We start from the raw sequence: 16,367 nt of genomic DNA, 5'->3' as shown, positions 1-16,367 counted from the left end.
GCTCGGATTGCTGTGCTGCCCTCGGTGGAAGACCATCCTTTTGAAGAACCCATTACCCAAAAGCCGTTTCGACGCGGCTTTTGGGTAATTCGTTCAGAAAAACGGCAAATGGGAGGCAGTAGAAATACTGCCTCCCAAAAGCAGTTCAAGATTACTTGACGTCGGCCTTGGCGCCAGCGTCTTCAAGCTTCTTCTTGATGTCAGCGGCTTCAGCCTTGTTGACGCCTTCCTTGACAGCCTTCGGAGCGGCTTCAACGAGATCCTTGGCTTCCTTGAGGCCGAGACCGGTGATGGCGCGGACTTCCTTGATGACGTTGATCTTGTTGGCGCCGACATCCGTGAGGATGACGTCGAATTCGGTCTTTTCTTCTTCAACGACAGCAGCAGCAGCACCGCCACCAACGGCAGCAACAGCTACCGGAGCAGCGGCGGAAACGCCCCACTTTTCTTCGAGAAGCTTCGACAGTTCTGCAGCTTCCAGAACGGTCAGCGAGGAGAGGTCGTCAACGATCTTTGCGAGATCAGCCATTTTACTAGTTCCTTTTGTTCGGTTCGAACCGGTTGATTATAAACAGCGAAAAACCGCCTTACGCGGCTTCGTCCTTCTTGGCGTAGGCCGCAAACACGCGAGCAAGCTGGCTTGCCGGTGCTGCAACAACCCCAGCGATGCGGGTAGCCGGTGTCTGGATCATGCCCAGCAGCTTCGCACGCAACTCATCGAGCGAAGGCAGGGTCGCAAGCGACTTGACTGCATCGGCGTTGAGCGTGGTTGTTCCCATGGCGCCGCCCAGAACAATGATCTTGTCATTGGTCTTGGCGAAATCCATGACGACCTTCGGAGCGGTGATCGGATCGGTGCTGTATGCAATCAGCGTCTGACCCTTGAAGAGATTGGACATCCCTTCCGCTTCCGTACCCTGAAGGGCAATCTTGGCCAGGCGGTTCTTCGCGACTTTGACGGTGCCGCCAGCTGCGCGCATCTTCGAACGAAAATCGTTCATCTGCGCGACTGTGGCACCAGCATAGTGGGCCACGACAACTGAGCCCGAAGCCTTGAAGACTTCGTTCAGTTCCGTGACGAATTCGCGTTTTTCCGCTCTTTCCACTGCCTATCTCCAGTTGGCGGGACCGAAAATGGGCCCGCCGGTTGCCTTTTGCCTCCTGGGATCATGAGGGATCCCAAGCGACGCTTGAGGATCCTGTCCCCCCGCGCTCTCGCGCCAATCAAGGCTAAAGAGGCACAAGGCATCCAAGGCTCGAACCGAGTTCCTAGAAGCGAACTTCTTGCAATTCGGGTCTTACCCGTCTCATGCAGGCACAGTGATTAAGGGAAAACCACCTGCAATCTCGGACAGGATTCCGGATTTCTCCGGAATATTCCGGCCCCTTGCGAGGCCGGAAATTCAGTCGCCGGACTTGAAGCCCGGCATAAACTTATGCGGTCGGCGCTCCGGTGACGGAGCCGGGCTCGATCTTGACGCCCGGGCCCATGGTCGACGAAATCGCCACGCGCTTGACGTAGTTGCCCTTGGCGCCAGCCGGCTTCGCCTTGATGACAGCGTCAGCAAAGGCGCGGATGTTTTCTTCCAGAGCCTTGGCTTCGAACGAGGCCTTGCCGATACCGGCGTGGACGATGCCAGCCTTCTCGACGCGGAACTCGACAGCGCCGCCCTTAGAAGCCTTGACGGCACCAGCGACATCCATCGTAACGGTGCCGACCTTCGGGTTCGGCATCATGCCGCGGGGGCCAAGAACCTTACCAAGACGGCCGACGAGCGGCATCATATCGGGGGTGGCAATGCAGCGATCGAATTCGATCTTGCCGCCCTGGACGATTTCGACGAGGTCTTCGGCACCAACGATATCGGCACCAGCGGCCTTGGCTTCGTCAGCCTTGGCGCCACGAGCGAAGACGGCAACGCGAACCGTACGGCCCGTGCCATTCGGCAGGTTGACGACGCCGCGAACCATCTGGTCCGCATGGCGCGGGTCGACGCCGAGGTTCATCGAGACTTCGATGGTTTCGTCGAACTTGGCGACAGCCCGTTCCTTGACCATACCAATGGCCAGGGTGAGAGCGTAGAGCTTGGTGGGATCAACACCTTCGTTGATCTTCTGCGTGCGCTTACCAGCCATGATCTTAACCCACCACTTCCAGGCCCATGGCGCGGGCGGAGCCCTCGATCATCGCCATTGCACCTTCGATATCCGCTGCGTTCAGATCCTTCATCTTGGCTTCTGCGATCGACTTGATCTGAGCCTTGGTGAGGGAGCCGGCCTTGGCGCCCTTGCCGGGCGTCTTGGAACCGGATGTGATCTTCGCTTCCTTCTTCAGCCAGTAGCTGACCGGCGGCTGCTTCATCGCGAAGGTGAAGGACTTGTCCTGGTAATAGGTGATGACGACCGGGATCGGCATGCCCTTTTCCATTTCCTGCGTGGCGGCATTGAACGCCTTGCAGAATTCCATGATGTTAATGCCACGCTGACCAAGCGCCGGACCAATCGGCGGGGACGGGTTTGCCGATCCTGCCTTGACCTGAAGCTTGAGCTGGCCTGCAACTTTCTTAGCCATATCTCTCTGCCTTTCATGAACGGCCGGTCACCCGGCCCGTGATGCCGGATCTCTCCGGCGGCTGCGGTTGCGTGGTGCGGATCATTAGGGTCCGGCTAAGACCCCTCACCTTCCACGCGGGTGCGGACAACGTCCGCAGGAAACAGGCCGCAAGAGCCAGCCTCCAATTTCTGCAATCAGACCTTCTCGACCTGAGCGTATTCCAGCTCGACTGGCGTCGCTCGGCCGAAGATCGACACTTCCACCTTCAGGCGCGAACGCTCTTCGTCCACATCCTGAACCGTGCCGTTGAACGAAGCGAACGGGCCGTCGGAAACGCGGACCTGCTCGCCGATCTCGAAGGTAATGGAGGCCTTCGGCCGCTCGACACCTTCCTGGACCTGGCCGAGAATGCGCTCGGCTTCATAATCCGGAATCGGAACGGGCTTATTGTCGGAGCCGAGGAAACCTGTGACCTTCGGCGTATTCTTGATCAGATGGTAGGCTTCGTCCGTCAGATTGGCACGAACCATGACATAGCCCGGGAAAAACTTGCGCTCGGAATCGACCTTGCGGCCGCGACGCACTTCCACCACCTTTTCGGTCGGCACGAGGATCTTCTCGAACAGGTGCTCAAGCCCTTTCTGGCGAGCCTTGTTCTCGATGTCTTCAGCCACCTTCTTTTCAAAATTGGAATATGCGTGGACGATGTACCAACGTGCCGCCATTTTCATCTCCACCCGTATCAGTTGCCGGTATTCAGCACGAAGCTCAGAGCCCAGCCGATCAGCTGGTCAGCGGCAAAGAAAAACAGCGCGGCGAAAACCACCATCACCAGCACCATGACCGTCGAGATCATGGTCTCGCGGCGCGACGGCCGGCCATAACTTTCGACGTCTCGGAGCGAACCTGCTGCAGAAACGCAAACGGATTGGATTTGGATGCCATCGACTGCCCACGCAATTACGGCGCGTAAAGCTGAAACTATCAGCCCCACGCACCGCGTGTCTGTTGAACCCTAAATAAACACCGATTTCCGAATACACAAGAGGGAAACCGAAGTTTAACGAAATTACCTACCACCAATCGATCCCCGACCGGAAATGCCGCGAGCATGTGCGCGCTGTCCCGCATCCAGGAAAATGGCAGGGGCAGTAGGGCTCGAACCTACGACCTGCGGTTTTGGAGACCGCCGCTCTACCAACTGAGCTATACCCCTTCATACCGATCATTCAGCGCCTGAGCCAAGGCCCGCAAATCGCTGCTGAAAAGCATGGCGCTCCCTTTAAGACGGCGACAAGGGATTGGCAAGCACGATTTTCGATTTTCAAAGCCATTCTCCTGATATGGGAACGATCGGCTTTTCAATCGGCGACCAAGGTCGGTTCAGACCTTCACATATTTCCGCCAATCGTGCTCTTCCTTAAAGCCCAGCACCTCGCGGATCTTGCGGTTGGAGAGCAGGCCCTCATATTCGCCGATCTCGCGGGTGAAGGGCACGTTCGGGAAGAATCGCTTTGCGAGCTCCTTCGATGGCGTATTGGCCGAGACGGTGTCGTTGGCGGCATTGAACACCTGGTAGCCGAGACCGTCCTTCTCGACGCAAAGATGGCAGATCTGCCCGAGGTCGCGGGCGTCGATATAGCTCCAGGCGATACGCTTGCGCATCTCGGGATGGGCGAAATAGGTCGGGAACTTCTCGTATTCGTCAGGCTCGATGACGTTGCCGATGCGCAGCGCATAGATGTCGAAGCCCGAGCGTTCGGCAAAGGCGCGCGCCGTCTTTTCATTGACCACCTTCGAAAGGCCGTAGGAATCCATCGGATTGACGTCGTAGTCCTCCTCCAGCGGGAACTGGTGGAAATCGCGATGGCCTTCGGCAAAGCAGACTCCATAAGTCGTCTCGCTCGATGCCACGATAATCTTCCGGATGCCGAGCTTCACCGCCGCCTCGATGACATTATAGGTGCCCATCGTGTTGATGCGGAAGGTTTCGTTGTCGGGCTTGATCAGGATGCGCGGGATGGCGGCGAAATGCACGACGGCGTCGAAGGGCTGCACGCCCCTGCCCGCGTCGAGATCGGGAAAATCGCGATGCATCGAAAGCGCGTTGAAGACCTGACCGCTATCGGTGATGTCGGCGATGAGATTGGTGACGCCGGGGCTATCCAGCGGCACGAGATCGAGGTTGTGAACCTCGTAACCTGATTTGACGAGCCATGGCACAGCATGGCGACCTGCCTTGCCCGAACCGCCCGTGAACAGAATACGTCTCTTCATGGAATATCCTCCGCGTCATGAAATCGGAGGCATAGATAGACGCTTCCGCGCGAAGAGCAAGCGAGCGTCCGGCAGGGGTTCACCCCCGCGTCGCCAGGAGCATCCTATCCGGGAGCACCTGGCCAATCATTTCCGGTCACCGCAGAACCCTGCGATGGCCTGTAAGGGTCGCTACTTGACGACACTTACCTCGTCGATCTGCACTCCGGCTGACTGAACAACCTCTTGCGGAATTGCAGCGATGAAAAACATCGTAAAAACATACATCGCGAATATCGTCGCAGCGAATGTGGCCTTGGGAATCATCCGGGCTCTCCTCTTTGCAAGGAGGAGTCTGGACTAAAATGGTCCAATCACAAACGGGTTTCTGAACGTGAGATGAACAAAATACTGTGACAGGCATATTTAACGATATTTTTACAACACCTGTTAAACCTACAAGAAGCCATGAAAATCAAAAACCCCGCTGTTTCCAGCGGGGTCTTCATAATTGCGGATAACTCGAAAGTTACTCGACGATGGAGGCGACGATACCGGCGCCGACGGTGCGGCCGCCTTCGCGGATGGCGAAGCGCAGCTTTTCTTCCATCGCGATCGGAACGATCAGCTCGACCGATACCGTGACGTTGTCGCCCGGCATCACCATCTCGGTGCCTTCCGGCAGCGTCACGATGCCGGTCACATCGGTCGTGCGGAAGTAGAACTGCGGACGGTAGTTGGTGAAGAACGGCGTGTGACGGCCACCCTCTTCCTTCGTCAGGATGTAGGCTTCAGCCATGAACTTCTTGTGCGGCTTGACCGAACCCGGCTTGCACAGAATCTGGCCACGCTCAACGCCGTCACGGGTGACGCCGCGGATCAGCGCACCGATGTTGTCGCCAGCCTGGCCCTGGTCGAGCAGCTTGCGGAACATTTCAACGCCGGTCACCGTCGTCTTCGTCGTCGGGCGGATGCCGACGATCTCGACTTCTTCGCCAACCTTGACGATGCCACGCTCGACGCGGCCGGTCACAACCGTGCCGCGGCCAGAGATCGAGAACACGTCTTCGATCGGCAGCAGGAACGGCAGGTTGATCGGACGCTCAGGCGTCGGGATATAGGCGTCAACCGCAGCCATCAGCTCGCGGATCGCGTCTTCGCCGATCTTCTTGTCCGAATCTTCGAGAGCAGCCAGCGCCGAACCCTTGACGATCGGGATTTCGTCGCCCGGGAAGTCGTAGGACGACAGCAATTCGCGCACTTCGAGCTCGACCAGTTCGAGGAGCTCGGCGTCGTCAACCTGGTCGACCTTGTTCAGGAACACCACGATTGCCGGAACGCCGACCTGGCGGGCCAGCAGAATGTGTTCGCGCGTCTGCGGCATCGGGCCGTCAGCGGCCGAGCACACCAGGATCGCGCCGTCCATCTGGGCAGCACCGGTGATCATGTTCTTGACGTAGTCGGCGTGGCCGGGGCAGTCGACGTGCGCATAGTGGCGCGCCGGCGTCTCATACTCGACGTGCGCCGTCGAGATCGTGATGCCGCGGGCCTTTTCTTCCGGAGCCGCGTCGATCTGGTCGTACGCCTTGTACTCACCGAAGTACTTCGTGATCGCTGCCGTCAGAGACGTCTTGCCGTGGTCAACGTGGCCAATCGTGCCAATGTTGACGTGCGGCTTGTTGCGCTCAAACTTACTCTTTCCCATTTGAATGCTTCCTGTGAACGAAAATGGTGGCCCCGGCGAACCGGTTTAGTGCCGCCGTTTAAGGCTTTCGGCGAGATTGCGCAAGACTTAATTGCAGACGCCATTCTTGGCCTGAGAGCGCATATGGGAGACAATTTGCCGCCTGCAAGGCGATTCGCCAAAGCCCCCTTGAAAATCGCTGAAATCTTAAAGAAAATCGCATCGAACACCGGGGACGCGCCATAGACGTTCGGCGTCGAGCGCCCTTCCCTGCCAGCCGATAACCGCAATCATCAGCGTCTCCGCCAGCGCCGGAGACATCTTGAGATGACCGCGGCAGCTGTCGTATGAAGTGGCTTAACGGAAAATGGAGCGGGTAGCGGGAATCGAACCCGCGTATTCAGCTTGGAAGGCTGCTGCTCTACCATTGAGCTATACCCGCGGGGTGGTCCGATCCGATGACGAATGGTGGAGAGAGTTGGATTTGAACCAACGTAGGCTGAGCCAACGGATTTACAGTCCGTCCCCTTTAACCACTCGGGCATCTCTCCAGTTTTCGTCCGGATCGCAAGACCAAGTTCGTCAGACTTCGAAGCGTTGCCGCCCGTCGTCTGCGCCGCGTATATGACCGGAGCATTTCAGTCTGTCAACACGATGACAACGGAAAAAACACGAAAAATTTCATTCGCCACCGAAAGCCGGCATATGAAAGAAAGCCTATGCGGCAGCGAGCGCCATGGCTATAAAGCTGCATGAGCAAAGACAACAAATCCGGCGGCAAGACCGCGACAGACCCATCCGCCAAGGATACGCATTACGCCACTCTGCGGCGCGCCCACCGTGACGCCAAGCGCGAACGCGGCGAGATTCCGACACCCCAGCCGCAAAAGCGCAAGCGCGGCGGCGAAGACTGGAAGCCGCCGGCGCTTGCGCCCGACCAGGTGCATCTCTATGGCCTGCATACCGTGCGCGCGGCCCTCGACAATTCCGAACGCAAGAAGATCAAGCTGTTCGTGACGCAGAATGCGCTCGCGCGCCTCGAAGTCGATGTCGAGGCGCTCGGCATTCCCTTCGAGATCGTCTCGCCGCAGGAGATCGACAAGGTGCTCGGCCCCGAGGCGATTCATCAGGGCGTTATGCTGGAAACACGGCCGCTTCCGGTACGCCGGCTCGAAGCGCTGAAGGACAGCCCTCTCCTGCTCGTCCTCGATCAGGTGACCGATCCGCACAATGTCGGCGCGATCATGCGCTCGGCCGTCGCCTTCAACGCGGGTGCGGTCATTACCACGCAGCGACACAGCCCGACCGAATCGGGCGTGCTCGCCAAGTCTGCCTCGGGCGCGCTGGAGCTGATACCTTATATACAGGTTACCAATCTCGCCGATGCGCTCGGCGAATTGCACAAGCTCGGTTTCTCCACCATCGGCCTCGATTCGGAAGGGCCGGCGCCGCTCGAAGGCACCTTCTCCGGCGAGAAGGTGGCGCTGGTGCTGGGATCCGAAGGCAAGGGGCTTCGGCAGAAGACGCGGGAAACCGTGAACGCACTTGCCCGTCTCGACATGCCGGGCGCGATCAAATCGCTCAATGTCTCGAATGCGGCGGCGATCGCGCTTTATGCGGCGCGGCTCCACTTGAAGGTATAGGCTGGCTGCGGGCAAAGGGTAATTGTCATGGTCCGTTTCCTCCCTAAACTGGTGGCTCCGGCAGCGGCGCTGCTTGTCTGTGGACTTGCATATGGACAGGGTATCGATCCCGATATTCTCAAAGCACAGGCCGGAACCTATCTCGTTGCCCCGGAAGACGGTGCGACCGGATGTCGGTTGACGCTGGAAACCGGCGAAGCGATCGGCGGCCATTCGCTCTCCGGCCAGGACTCTTGCATGATGCCGCTGCCTGCACTTGCCGAAGCCTACTCCTGGAATTTCGACGGCAATGGCGGCGTTATCCTGATCGATGCGACACGCAAGGTGCTCGCCCGTTTCGTCGAGAACGAAGGGCAGCCGATGAAGACTGAGGATGGCGCGCCGCTGTTGCTGATCGCCGCACCTGACGGCGTCGATCGCCTGCCGACTGTCGCCAGTCTTGCCGGGACATGGGCGATGCAAAGACCGGACGGCGAAAGGCTTTGCGGCGCGACGCTCAACGGCCGCGTCGATGCGGAGGGCAACGCGCCGCTGTCCCTTTCGGGAGACTGCGCTGCCAACGTCGCCAGACTGAAGCTCGCCCTCTGGCATATTGAGGGTTTCGGGCTGACGCTGATGAGCCTTGACGGTTCGTCGCTTGGCTTCGACATGCGCGCTGACGGCAATTTCGACAAATCGAAGGAGGAAGGCGGCAAGCCGCTTTCACTCGTTCGCCACTAACCCATAGTCAGTCGGCTCCGATGCCAGAAAAATCCACTTTTGCCTTGGAATGACGCCCCGGAGCACTATGATCGAGCAATGATCGGTTGCCGCAACCGGCCCAGAAGCAAGAAGGAACGATCTCTATCATGGCCATTCGACCACTGATTTTCGGTATCCTCTTCATCGCGGTCTTCGTCGTGATTATCATCAGCATCATCTGGGTGGACACGTCACACCCCATCCACCAGCCCGATCCTCTGTCGCCGACGGCGCCCGGCCCCGCGACGCCGGGACAGGTACAATAATTACTGGCAGGAACGCGGACTGCGATCATGCGTTAATCCCGGAATCGAACGAGGATTGAACGCTTATGCGCATAATGATAGCCGTCGTCTCCCTCATGGCTGCCTCCGTGCCCAGCATCGCGATGATGTCGCCCTCTCGCGCCGGACAGGCCGGCAATGGCGACAAGGATCGAGGCGAGCGTCAACGAACGCATCACTCAATGACTAGAGGCCCGGATGACCCGGGCCGTTATCGTCAGCTGCGGTAGAGCCAGAACGGCATGCCGCGATCGCGCCACTCGCGGCGCTCCTGCCAACGCTCGGCACGCCACCGCCGCCAGTGACGGCGATCATCGCGCCAGTCGGAGCGGCGCCAGTCGCGCTGATCGCGCCAGCCACGGTCGTCACGATAGTCACGATAGTCACGGTCGCGATCATATCGCCAGCCACGATCGTCACCGTCGCGATCACCTTGCCAGCCATCACGAATTTGAACGATATCGCCCTGCGTCGACACCGCCGGCCGCTCGGCCGGCATGGCGGCCGCCGGTGCGACGGACGCGAAAGCCGCACCGACGGAAATGGTTGCGGCGAGAAAGAGATGAGCGAGCTTCATGGCTGTTTCCTCATTGATGATGAGGCGAAGATATGCGGGCGCGCCTGAATTGGCGCTGAAGCAGCCCTTCACGCGCGGTTCATCAAGCGATGCGTGCTATCTGAAAAGATCTGCGGTGCGAGATTGAGCGAAGCAGCGTCGAACCAACGTCATGAGTTGGCAGGCCGTATCGCCCGGAAAAGAATGGTGCCCCCGGCAGGGTTCGAACCCGCGACCCCCTGATTACAAATCAGGTGCTCTACCAACTGAGCTACAAGGGCGATAGTTGCCCCAACTAGCAGATTCTGTGATTCTGTAAAGGGAAATCAGCGGTCGCGCGGACTGGTATGCTGCAGCTCAAAACGCTTCGCGATAGAAAACGTCCTTGTCGCGCAAGGCCTTTATCCTTTAGCTAAGACAGCATCATAAAGGGCATTGCATGGGCCGTTCATTTCAGACGCTTTCCTTTCTCGCTTCACCAACGACGGAGGCGCTTGCCGCGCGCGAGGAGTTGATTGGCATCTATGGTGACGTCCCGGCTGACGAAGCCGACGTCATCGTCGCGCTCGGCGGTGACGGTTTCATGCTGCAGACGCTGCACAACACCATGAACTCGGGCAAGCTGGTCTACGGCATGAACCGCGGCTCGGTCGGCTTCCTGATGAACGACTATCGCAGCGAACGACTTCAGGAGCGCATCTGCGCTGCCGTCGAAAACGTCTTCCGGCCATTGCAAATGACGACGGCCAATGCCGACGGGACCAACTCGACGGCGCTCGCCATCAACGAGGTCTATCTTTTCCGCCAATCCTATCAGGCGGCGAATCTGAGGGTCACGGTAGACGGGCGTGTTCGCCTGGAGGAACTCATCTGCGATGGGTTGATGGTGGCGACCCCTGCCGGATCGACGGCCTATAATCTTTCCGCCCATGGCCCGATCCTGCCGCTCGAAGCGCCACTGCTCGCCATGACGCCGGTGAGCGCTTTCAGGCCACGGCGCTGGAGGGGCGCACTGCTTCCAAATAAGGTGACCGTCGATATCGACGTCCTCGAGCCGGTGAAGCGGCCGGTGAACGCAGTGGCCGACAATACCGAGGTCAAATCGGTGCTGCATGTCCGCATCGCCCAGTCGGAGCATATGACGGCACGCATCCTTTCTGATCCCGACCGCTCCTGGTCCGACCGTATCCTCGCCGAGCAGTTCAAGGATTGAGACGATGGCAATGCGACGGGTATTAATGACGAGCCTCCTGCTTGCGGGATGGAGCATTGCAGCTGAGGCCGCGTCCCTCCAGGATGCCATCCTGCCGGCATCGGTGATTTTCGCGACCAGCACCGGCTACTGGGAGGATGACGGCAACGCACCGGCGATTGAGCGCGCGCCGACGGGCACCGAGAGCGTTGCCGACCCCGAAGGAAAGGCCGCGCAGCGCCACGGCTATTACAAACTTTTTGCCGTGCGCCAGCCGGACAGGACTTCGAAGGTTTACCTGCAGCAGATTGCCCAGACCGAGACCGGCCCGGTGATCGCCTCGACCATCGAGTTGCAGGAGTTCAGCGAACTGAAGCCTTACGTGACCGATATCCGCCCTGAGAATTCGAACGGCATCATCAAGGAACCAGGGCTCTTCGCCACGGTCTATCTGAAGACCGACCCTGCGGCGGAGCCGGATGGCTGGACCGTGCTGATCGACGAATTCGGCGACATCACCGTGGAGAAAGCGACGAATTGAAGGGCTTGGAAGTGTTCAGCGAGGCATCCAAGAGATGAAACTGGGCTTTCGTGACGGCGTCCTCTCCGACGAGAAAAGGTCGAACTGGGACGCAGCCGGCCCCAGACCCATTAGTTGGTCCCTCTGGTATCCCGCCGCCGATGACGCGCGAGAAAGCGAAATGCCGGAAAGAAGCTGGTTCCAGAAAGCGGCCGTCGCCCGCGATGCCCCGATCCGACCGGAGGCCGTGCCCTATCCCCTTGTTCTTCTGTCGCATGGCACCGGCGGATCCGCGGCCGGACTGGAGTGGCTGGCTCGACGCCTGGTCGATCGCGGATTTGCAGCGCTCGGCGTCAGCCATCACGGCAATACCGGCATCGAGCCCTATCGCGCTGAAGGCTTCGCCTGCCTTTGGGAGCGGGCGCCGGATCTAAGCTACATGCTCGACCATCGCGACGACTGGCTCAGCGATCTCTCAGGCCATATCGATACGAACAGTGTCTTCGCAGCCGGATTTTCGGCCGGAGCCTATAGCGTGATGCTGCTGCTTGGGGCTGTCGCCCAGTTCTCGCAGTTCGAACCGTCGAGGCTGAAGCCGGGTGGCGCGCGCGGACCACGGGAGTTTCCCGACCTTGCCAATCATATCCCGGCATTGCTGCGCACCAGCGATGTATTTCGCGATTCGTGGTCCCGGATGTCGAAGTACTACCGAGATGACAGAATCAAGGCCGCACTCATCTGCGCGCCGGGCCGGTCCGTTCTCGGGTTCAGCGAGAAAAGCCTGAAAGCTGTCGATGCGCCTGCCCTTATCCTGGTCGGTGATGCCGACAGGGCCGCTCCGGCCGAAGAATGTTCGTCGTGGCTGCATGCGCGGCTCCGGCGCAGCGCCCTTAAAATCTTCGGCGGCGGCCTCGGACACTATGTCTTCGTGCCAGAGGGCACAGCGCTCGGCCTCGCCTTTGCGGCAGAACTCTTTACCGATCCGCCGGGCATCGAACGCGCAGCCGTTCATGAAGAGATTGCCGATCTTTCGGCAGCGCTGTTTCAAAACGTCGATAAAGCCGCGATGGCTTGAACAAAACAAAAACCCGGTCTCCGGAGCTTTTGTTGTCTCAATCCATCGTCAATCCGATCAGTCGACATCCTCGACAACCGCGTCGGCGGCGCCGCTGATGCGGTGAGCGAGTGCTGCTTCCATGAACTCGTTCAGGTCGCCGTCGAGCACGTCATCCGGCGCGCTGCTGGCGACGCCGGTGCGCAGGTCCTTGACCAACTGATAGGGCTGCAACACATAGGAGCGAATCTGGTGGCCCCAGCCGATCTCGGTCTTGGAAGCGGCTTCGGCGCTGGCGGCATCCTCACGCTTCTTCAGTTCCGCTTCGTACATGCGGGCGCGCAGCATGTCCCACGCCTTGGCGCGGTTCTTGTGCTGCGAGCGCTCCTGCTGGCACTGCACGACGATGCCCGTCGGAATATGCGTGATGCGCACGGCCGAGTCGGTGGTGTTGACGTGCTGGCCGCCGGCACCCGAGGAACGGTAGGTGTCGATGCGGCAGTCGCTTTCGTTGATCTCGATCTGGATCGAGTCGTCGACAACCGGGTAGACCCAGATCGACGAAAAGGAGGTATGGCGGCGCGCATTGCTGTCGTAGGGCGAGATGCGCACCAGGCGGTGCACGCCCGATTCCGTCTTCAGCCAGCCATAGGCATTGTGGCCCTTGACGAGCAAGGTCGCGGACTTGATGCCGGCTTCTTCGCCGTCATGGACTTCGAGAAGCTCGACCTTGAAACGCTGGCGCTCGGCCCAGCGGGTGTACATGCGCAGCAGCATGTTCGCCCAGTCCTGGCTTTCGGTGCCACCGGCGCCGGAATGGACTTCGAGATAGGTATCGTTGCCATCGGCTTCGCCGGAGAGCATGGCTTCCACCTGGCGGCGCGCGGCCTCGGCCTTCAAGGCCTTCAGGGTATCCTCGGCTTCCTTGACGACGCTCTGGTCGCCCTCTTCCTCGCCAAGCTCGATCAGCTCGATATTGTCGTTCAGCTGCTGTTCGAGCTGCTTGACGCCATTGATGCCGTCATCGAGCTGCTGGCGCTCGCGCATCAGCTTCTGCGCTTCGGAAGCGTCGTTCCAGAGGTTCGGATCCTCAGCCTTGTTGTTCAACCAATCCAGCCGTCTTATTGCCTGGTCCCAGTCAAAGATGCCTCCTCAGCAGGGTGATAGCCTGCTTGGTTTCATCGACCACGTTTTCGATTTCCGCTCGCATTATCCTGCTTCTCTATCTCGGTCTTCTCAAGTGCTGGTGACATAGAGACGCCCGCCGCGGATGTAAAGGGCCGCGGCGGGCGTTCAAAAATTCGGGCCTCGATCAGAACAGGCCGGGCGTGCCGGTCTGGACGGCCTGGTTGGCCTGCGGCGAGGTCTTCAGGATTTCTTCAGGCGCCATGGTGCTGTCCATGCCGATGACAGAGAAGCTGTCGGCCGGGCCGGTGCCGGGCTTGAAGGCCTCGATGATGGTGTTCGGATCGCCGTCGACGGCCGCCATGCCGGTCTTGCGGTCGATCGGGATCAGATTCATGCCTGATGGAATGACGAATTTCGATTCTGGCATGTCCTTGACGGCCGCCTGCATGAATTCGTTGAAGATCGGGGCAGAGAGAACACCCCCGGTGCCGCCGCGGCCGAGCGGGGCCGGCGTATCGAAGCCCATATAGAGGCCGGCGACCAGATCCGGCGTGAAGCCGACGAACCAGGCATCTTTCTCGTCGTTGGTGGTGCCGGTCTTTCCGGCGACATCGCGACCGCCGAGATCGACCTTGCCGGCGGCGGTGCCGCGCTGGATGACGCCCTGCATCATCGAGGTGATCTGGTAGGCGGTCATCGGGTCGAGCACGGTTTCGCGGTTGTCGACGATATTCGGCTCTTCCTGGTTCTGCCAGTCGCCGGCATTGCAGCCCTCGCAGAGACGCTCCTCATGCCTGAAGATGGTCTTGCCGTAGCGGTCCTGGATGCGGTCGATCAATGTCGGCTTGATCTGCTTGCCGCCATTGGCAATAACCGAATAGGCCGAGACCATCCGCAGCACGGTCGTGTCGCCGGCGCCGAGCGACATGGAGAGAACCGGCAGCATGTGATCGTAAATGCCAAAGCGCTCGGCATATTCGGCGACGATGTTCATGCCGAGATCGTTGGCGAGGCGCACCGTCATCAGGTTGCGCGAATGCTCGATGCCCGAGCGCAGCGTCGACGGGCCGCTTACTTCGCCGCCGTAGTTTTCCGGCCTCCAGACCTGGCCGCCCGAGACGATTTCGATCGGAGCGTCCATGATGACCGAGGCCGGCGTATAGCCATTGTCCATCGCCGCCGCATAGACGAAGGGCTTGAAGGAGGAGCCCGGCTGGCGCATCGCCTGAGTGGCGCGGTTGAATTCGGACTGGCCGTAGGAGAAGCCGCCGACCATGGCGAGCACGCGGCCCGTCTTCGGGTCCATCGCGACGAGACCACCCTGCACCTTCGGGGGTTGACGCAGGCGATAGGAGGTCGAGGTGTTATCGCCGAGCTTCTCGACATAGACGACGTCACCGGCAGCTACGGCGCCGACCGGCGACTTCGTGGACTTGCGGGCGCCGTCTGCCGAACGGAAGGCCCATTGCATATTCTTGGCGTCGATCGTGCCGCGTTGACGGTCGGCCGCAACCTTGCCGCTTCCATCCTTGGCCGGCTGCAGGCCGATGTCGACGGTCGAGTCGGAAACTGCGAGTACGACGGCAAGCCGCCATTCCGGTACGTCGGACAGTGCGGGGATATCGGCAAGCGCCTTACCCCAATCGCCGCTTGCATCGATCTGCTTGATCGGGCCGTGGAAACCGCGGCGCTCGTCATAGGTAACCAGACCGTCCTGCAGCGCCTTGCGAGCAGCGAGCTGCATCTGCGGATCGAGCGACGTCCGTACCGAAAGGCCGCCCTCATAGAGGACTTTTTCCCCGTACTGGTCGATCAACTGGCGGCGCACGGCTTCGGCGAAATAATCCGAAGCAAAGAGCGAGGGGCCGGTGGTGCGGGCGGTGACGCCAAGCGGCTGTTTCTTGGCTTCCTCGCCGTCAGGCTGGCTGACATAGCCGTTCTCGACCATCCGGTCGATCACCCAGTTGCGGCGCTCGAGCGCAGCTTCCGGATGGCGGAAAGGATGATAATTGGCAGGTCCCTTCGGCAGCGATGCCAGATAGGCGGCTTCGGCGACGGTCAGTTCGGTGACGGATTTGTTGAAATAGGTGAGTGCCGCGCCAGCGATGCCGTAGGAATTCAGACCGAAGAAAATCTCGTTCAGGTAGAGTTCGAGGATCTTGTCCTTGCTGTAGGCCTGCTCGATGCGAAAGGAGAGGATTGCTTCCTTGATCTTGCGGTCGATCGTCTGGTCCGAACTCAAAAGGAAGTTTTTGGCCACCTGCTGGGTGATCGTCGAGGCACCGACCGGGCGGCGGCCGGAACCGAAATTCTGCAGGTTGACGAGGATTGCACGGCCAAGGCCGGTGAGATCAACGCCCGGATGATTGTAGAAATTCTTGTCTTCGGCCGACAGGAAAGCGGCCTTCACGCGGTCGGGAATGGCCTGGATCGGCAGGAAGAGACGCTTTTCCTTGGCGTATTCGGCCATAAGCGCGCCGTTGCCGGCATGGACGCGGGTCGTCACCGGCGGCGCGTAGCTGTTCAGAACGGCATAATCCGGGAGATCCTTCGCGACATTGGCGAGATAGATGGCAACACCCGCCGCCGCGACCAGAAACAGGACGCAGGCCATTCCGAAGAAATATCCAAAAAGTCTAACCATATTTCAGCTACCGGTCTCTTCGATCTTCAATCGGCGCAGCCGCAACGATTGCACAGATCAAGGCAATTTGCACGTTGCGCGGCTTACTCTATGAGCGCAACCGCCACAAGC

Annotated in this window: 17 protein-coding genes, 4 tRNA genes and 1 pseudogene; 6 read left to right on the top strand and 16 right to left on the bottom strand. The window is 59.8% G+C overall.

Going from position 1 to position 16,367, the window contains the following annotated elements; all coding sequences use genetic code 11:
• Positions 1 to 151: 151 nt before the first annotated feature.
• From rplL to N2600_RS08100, 12 genes and pseudogenes are all read right to left on the bottom strand, one after another.
• Positions 152 to 529, bottom strand: a complete 378-nt coding sequence (gene rplL / locus N2600_RS08155; protein ID WP_017963902.1) for a 50S ribosomal protein L7/L12 — start codon at positions 527 to 529, stop codon at positions 152 to 154.
• A 58-nt stretch (positions 530 to 587) separates the two neighbouring features.
• On the bottom strand, positions 588 to 1,106 hold the full coding sequence (gene rplJ, locus N2600_RS08150) for a 50S ribosomal protein L10 (RefSeq protein WP_003547522.1): 519 nt from the start codon (positions 1,104 to 1,106) through the stop codon (positions 588 to 590).
• Between the two features lie 328 nt (positions 1,107 to 1,434).
• Entirely contained in the window at positions 1,435 to 2,136 is a 702-nt protein-coding gene (rplA, locus tag N2600_RS08145) for a 50S ribosomal protein L1 (RefSeq protein WP_017963901.1), read from the bottom strand.
• A 4-nt stretch (positions 2,137 to 2,140) separates the two neighbouring features.
• Entirely contained in the window at positions 2,141 to 2,572 is a 432-nt protein-coding gene (gene rplK / locus N2600_RS08140; RefSeq protein WP_003547518.1) for a 50S ribosomal protein L11, read from the bottom strand.
• A gap of 176 nt (positions 2,573 to 2,748) precedes the next feature.
• A complete protein-coding gene (gene nusG / locus N2600_RS08135; protein ID WP_003547516.1) occupies positions 2,749 to 3,279 on the bottom strand; it encodes a transcription termination/antitermination protein NusG in 531 nt (176 codons plus the stop codon).
• A 17-nt stretch (positions 3,280 to 3,296) separates the two neighbouring features.
• Positions 3,297 to 3,499, bottom strand: a pseudogene (gene secE / locus N2600_RS08130) (preprotein translocase subunit SecE).
• Between the two features lie 195 nt (positions 3,500 to 3,694).
• Positions 3,695 to 3,770 (bottom strand) — tRNA-Trp (locus tag N2600_RS08125).
• 167 nt (positions 3,771 to 3,937) lie between these two features.
• Positions 3,938 to 4,831: an NAD-dependent epimerase/dehydratase family protein gene (locus tag N2600_RS08120; protein ID WP_170283009.1), complete on the bottom strand. Its 894-nt coding sequence runs from the start codon at positions 4,829 to 4,831 to the stop codon at positions 3,938 to 3,940.
• A gap of 171 nt (positions 4,832 to 5,002) precedes the next feature.
• Positions 5,003 to 5,137 carry a hypothetical protein gene (locus N2600_RS08115; protein ID WP_017963898.1) on the bottom strand — a complete coding sequence of 45 codons (135 nt, stop codon included), beginning with the start codon at positions 5,135 to 5,137 and terminating at the stop codon, positions 5,003 to 5,005.
• 202 nt (positions 5,138 to 5,339) lie between these two features.
• Positions 5,340 to 6,515 (bottom strand): elongation factor Tu, encoded by a 1,176-nt coding sequence (gene tuf, locus N2600_RS08110; protein ID WP_017963897.1) that lies wholly within the window; start codon positions 6,513 to 6,515, stop codon positions 5,340 to 5,342.
• 347 nt (positions 6,516 to 6,862) lie between these two features.
• Positions 6,863 to 6,936, bottom strand: a tRNA-Gly gene (locus N2600_RS08105).
• Positions 6,937 to 6,960: 24 nt separating this feature from the next.
• Positions 6,961 to 7,045, bottom strand: a tRNA-Tyr gene (locus N2600_RS08100).
• A gap of 201 nt (positions 7,046 to 7,246) precedes the next feature.
• Here N2600_RS08100 and rlmB point away from each other — a divergent pair.
• The 3 genes from rlmB (at position 7,247) to N2600_RS08085 (ending at position 9,144) form a co-directional block, all read left to right on the top strand.
• Positions 7,247 to 8,137 carry a 23S rRNA (guanosine(2251)-2'-O)-methyltransferase RlmB gene (gene rlmB / locus N2600_RS08095; RefSeq protein ID WP_017963896.1) on the top strand — a complete coding sequence of 297 codons (891 nt, stop codon included), beginning with the start codon at positions 7,247 to 7,249 and terminating at the stop codon, positions 8,135 to 8,137.
• Positions 8,138 to 8,164: 27 nt separating this feature from the next.
• Positions 8,165 to 8,857, top strand: a complete 693-nt coding sequence (locus tag N2600_RS08090) for a protease inhibitor Inh/omp19 family protein (protein WP_260110650.1) — start codon at positions 8,165 to 8,167, stop codon at positions 8,855 to 8,857.
• Positions 8,858 to 8,985: 128 nt separating this feature from the next.
• A complete protein-coding gene (locus tag N2600_RS08085; RefSeq protein WP_003558513.1) occupies positions 8,986 to 9,144 on the top strand; it encodes a hypothetical protein in 159 nt (52 codons plus the stop codon).
• 235 nt (positions 9,145 to 9,379) lie between these two features.
• Here the strand turns inward: N2600_RS08085 and N2600_RS08080 are convergent, their stop codons facing one another.
• The gene (locus N2600_RS08080; RefSeq protein ID WP_260298571.1) at positions 9,380 to 9,811 is read right to left on the bottom strand and encodes a hypothetical protein; all 432 of its coding nucleotides are present in this window, start codon (positions 9,809 to 9,811) and stop codon (positions 9,380 to 9,382) included.
• Between the two features lie 112 nt (positions 9,812 to 9,923).
• A tRNA-Thr gene (locus tag N2600_RS08075) sits at positions 9,924 to 9,999 on the bottom strand.
• Positions 10,000 to 10,157: 158 nt separating this feature from the next.
• Here N2600_RS08075 and N2600_RS08070 point away from each other — a divergent pair.
• The 3 genes from N2600_RS08070 to N2600_RS08060 are packed head-to-tail and all read left to right on the top strand — an operon-like array spanning position 10,158 to position 12,505.
• Positions 10,158 to 10,931: an NAD kinase gene (locus tag N2600_RS08070; RefSeq protein ID WP_170256828.1), complete on the top strand. Its 774-nt coding sequence runs from the start codon at positions 10,158 to 10,160 to the stop codon at positions 10,929 to 10,931.
• Between the two features lie 4 nt (positions 10,932 to 10,935).
• Positions 10,936 to 11,451, top strand: a complete 516-nt coding sequence (locus tag N2600_RS08065; RefSeq protein WP_260110647.1) for a hypothetical protein — start codon at positions 10,936 to 10,938, stop codon at positions 11,449 to 11,451.
• A gap of 34 nt (positions 11,452 to 11,485) precedes the next feature.
• Entirely contained in the window at positions 11,486 to 12,505 is a 1,020-nt protein-coding gene (locus N2600_RS08060; RefSeq protein WP_222384788.1) for an alpha/beta hydrolase family protein, read from the top strand.
• Positions 12,506 to 12,562: 57 nt separating this feature from the next.
• Here the strand turns inward: N2600_RS08060 and prfB are convergent.
• Both prfB and N2600_RS08050 read right to left on the bottom strand, forming a co-directional pair.
• A protein-coding gene (prfB, locus tag N2600_RS08055) for a peptide chain release factor 2 (RefSeq protein ID WP_112902571.1) occupies positions 12,563 to 13,694 on the bottom strand; the annotation gives its coding sequence in 2 pieces (ribosomal slippage) (positions 12,563 to 13,624 and positions 13,626 to 13,694; 1,131 coding nt in all).
• 102 nt (positions 13,695 to 13,796) lie between these two features.
• The gene (locus N2600_RS08050) at positions 13,797 to 16,256 is read right to left on the bottom strand and encodes a penicillin-binding protein 1A (protein ID WP_170280156.1); all 2,460 of its coding nucleotides are present in this window, start codon (positions 16,254 to 16,256) and stop codon (positions 13,797 to 13,799) included.
• Positions 16,257 to 16,367: the final 111 nt, after the last annotated feature.

Origin of the sequence: Rhizobium sp. WSM1274 (assembly GCF_025200775.1) — a bacterium.
In the GTDB taxonomy this organism is placed as follows: domain Bacteria; phylum Pseudomonadota; class Alphaproteobacteria; order Rhizobiales; family Rhizobiaceae; genus Rhizobium; species Rhizobium leguminosarum_I.
Note: the sequence above shows the minus strand (reverse complement) of the source record. Positions and strands in the feature narration are given on the sequence as shown.